This window comes from Streptomyces sp. NTH33 (assembly GCF_003236365.1).
Classification (GTDB): Bacteria; Actinomycetota; Actinomycetes; order Streptomycetales; family Streptomycetaceae; genus Streptomyces.
In genome coordinates this window covers 1-3,145 of the sequence record NZ_POTZ01000625.1, presented here as the reverse complement: position 1 = coordinate 3,145, position 3,145 = coordinate 1, and the positions used below count along the sequence as shown (strand labels likewise).

Genomic DNA, 3,145 nt, shown 5'->3' with positions numbered 1-3,145 from the left:
GGTGGGCCCCGGGGGCGACGTCCTCGTCGCGCGAGGACCAGGGGGTGCGCAGGGCGGCGCCCTGGGGCAGCCACCACACGCCGGGCCGGCGCAGCGATCCGGACAGCGCCACGACGGGCGCGTCCGGGTCGGCGGTGACGGCCACCCGGGTGACGACCTCGTGGGGGAGCGGCACGGCGCGGGGCGGCCCGGCGGTACCGGCCGCGGCCAGCGCGGCGACCTCCAGTTCGCTGACGCCGCGTACGTTCCAGGACAGCACGGCGCCGCGGCCGTCGCGGTCCAGGGCCAGCAGGTCCAGGCCGCTGCCGTCGCGTTCGGCGGCCACCGCCAGGCCCAGCCGGTGCCCTCGCCGGTCGAGGGCGACCGCGTACAGGGCGGCGTGTTCCCGGGCGTGGTCGCTGCGCAGCCACAGCGTACGGGCGTCCGGCGCGAACGCGCCGATCCAGGGGTCGCCGTCGGCGACCGGCACCCCGCAGGTCACCCGCAGGTCGTGCACACGGACGACGAGCGCCTCACGCCGGCCGCGCGGCCCCCGGCGCAGCAGCGCCAGCCGCCCGTCCCGGCTCACGTCGCACACCCGCAAGGAGGCCGCGCCGCTTTCACTCGCCAGCAGGGCGGGGGCGGCCGAGCCGTCGGGGTCGACGAGATACGCCGACAGGGTCTTGGGCGCGGGCTCGGCAAGGGCGGGTGACCCCCCGGCCCCGGGAGCGGCGGCCGACGGGCGCGACGGCGCGGTCAGCAGGGTCGCACGGCCGTCGCGTGCGGCCCAGCCCTCGGGAAGCGAGGCGGGCGAGACGGCTTCCGTGCCCGGGCCACCGGCCTCCGCAGCGGCCGGCGGAAGGTGGGCGGGGGCGTCGGCGACCGTCACCGCGAGCGCCGAGCCGTCGTGCGTCCAGCAGCCCAGGTGCGCGGAGCTGCCCGGCTCACCGCCCGCCAGGACCCGTCGTCCCGTGCCGTCGGGGCGCACGCACAGCACGCGCGTGTGCTCACCGCCGCCCGGCGCGGTGGTGTACGCGATCCACCGCCCGTCGGGCGACCAGGCCACCTCGGTGACCGGATGCGGCTCGGCGTCCAGCAGGTGCACGTCGTCACCGTCGACCGGCCCCGCCCACAGCTGGGGCACACCGGCCCGGTCGCACACGAAGGCGACGTGCCGCCCGCCGGGATCCACCGACGGGTACCAGCACCCGTGCGCAACCAGCGACCGCGGCACCGCGTCCACGGGGACGGCCGCGTCCGGCAGGAGCACGGGCTCGGGCGCGGGCCGCGCCCCGACGGGCGCCGTCCCACCGGGCATCTCGGCGGCGACCGCGCGCACAAAAGGGTCCGCACCCTCCGCCCGGACCGTCCCCGCCCCGTCCGCCGCGGCCCGGTCCTGTGAACCGGCCCCGTCCGGGGGCGGCGGCAGAAGGGCCTCGGTCACCTGATTTCGTGGGTCTGCAGCCATATCTCCAGCAAAGCAACCTGCCACAGCGCGTTGGCCCCGCGCCTGGTGCGGTGGGTGTCGGGAGCGGCGAGGAGTTCGTCGACACAGCTCCGGCGGAAGATGCCGCGGGTTCTCGCCTCGGGGGCGGAGAGGGCCTCGCGGACGCGTTGCAGCACCGGTCCGGCCATGTGCTTGATCGCCGGGACGGGGAAGTAGCCCTTGGGCCGGTCGACGACCTCCCGCGGCAGGACCCTGCGGCCCGCGGCCTTCAGTACGCCCTTGCCGCCGTCCGCGAGCTTGAGTCCGGGCGGGCAGGCGGCGGCCAGCTCGACCAGCTCGTGGTCGAGGAACGGCACCCGGGCCTCCAGGCCCCAGTCCATCGTCATGTTGTCGACCCGCTTGACCGGGTCGTCGACCATCATCACGTGCGTGTCCAGCCGCAGATCCGCGTCGAGCGCGGTCTCGGCGCCCGGTGCGGCCATGTGCGCGCGCACGTAGTCGCCGGAGACGTCACGCGCGGGCAGCACGGTGGGCTCCAGCATGCGCGCGAGGTCGGCGTGCGGCCGGTCGAAGTAGGACTCGGTGTACGCCTCGGCCGCCCGCCGGCGTGGCACCCGTGCCATCGCCGGATACCAGTGGTAGCCGGCGAAGACCTCGTCGGCGCCCTGGCCGCTCTGCACGACCTTGACCTCCTTGGCCACGTGCTCGGACAGCAGGTGGAAGGCCACCACGTCATGGCTGATCATGGGCTCGCTCATGGCCCGCACGGCCCCGTCGAGAGCCTGCGAGACCCGGTCGGAGGGGACCATCAGCTGGTGGTGGGCGGTGCGGAAGTGCCGCGCCACCAGGTCGGAGTAGTGGAACTCGTCGCCCTCCTCGTTCCCCTCGGACTCGAAGCCGACGCTGAAGGTGGCCAGGTCCTCCTGCCCCTCGTCGGCCAGCAGCGCCACGATGAGGCTGGAGTCCAGGCCGCCCGATAGCAGCACGCCCACCGGCACGTCGGCGACCATCCGACGGCGCACGGCGGTGCGCAGGGCCTGCAGGACCGCGTCCGTCCAGTCCTCGGCGGTCAGCCCGGCGTGCTCCGGGCGGCGGGTGTAGAGCGGCTGCCAGTAGCAGCGGTCCTCGGCGGAGCCGTCCGGCCCGACCACCCGGACCGTGGCCGGCGGCAGTTTGCGTACGCCGCTCAGTACGGTGCGGGGCGCCGGTACGGTGGCGTGCCAGCTGAGGTACTGGTGCAGCGCCACGGGGTCGATCGAGGTGTCCACGCCGCCGCCCGCCAGCAGCGCGGGCAGCGAGGAGGCGAACCTCAGCCGCCCGGAGGGCTCGGCGACGTACAGGGGCTTGATGCCCAGCCGGTCGCGGGCCAGGACCACCCGCCCGCTGTCCTGCTCGACGATCACGAAGGCGAACATGCCGTGGAAGCGCTCCACGCAGGAGGCGCCCCACTCCTGGTACGCCTTCAGCACCACCTCGGTGTCGGAGTCCGAGAAGAACCGGTGTCCGCGGGCGGCCAGCCCGGCACGCAGTTCCCGGTAGTTGTAGACGCACCCGTTGAACACGCCCACGAGACGCGCCCGCGGATCGGCCATCTGCGCGGGCCGACCGGGTTGACGTTGCCCCAGTAGCCCTCGTGCTGCGGGTGCTCGAGCGGGTCGCCGTAGACCTCGGAGGTGGAGGCCAGCAGGAAGCGGGCGCCGTCTGCGCGGGCGCGCTCCA

General features: G+C 75.4%; 2 protein-coding genes and 1 pseudogene. All 3 read right to left on the bottom strand.

Features of this window, described 5'->3' with window-relative positions:
* Window positions 1-1,447 (bottom strand): TolB family protein (locus C1I97_RS34010; RefSeq protein ID WP_441349186.1); only part of this gene is annotated, 1,447 nt, incomplete at its 3' end.
* Window positions 1,420-3,018: an N-acetylglutaminylglutamine amidotransferase gene (locus tag C1I97_RS34005; protein ID WP_111006854.1), complete on the bottom strand. Its 1,599-nt coding sequence runs from the start codon at window positions 3,016-3,018 to the stop codon at window positions 1,420-1,422. The genes C1I97_RS34010 and C1I97_RS34005, both read right to left, overlap by 28 nt.
* A gap of 2 nt (window positions 3,019-3,020) precedes the next feature.
* Window positions 3,021-3,145 (bottom strand): annotated as a pseudogene (locus C1I97_RS42075) (SDR family NAD-dependent epimerase/dehydratase); the annotation flags it as partial.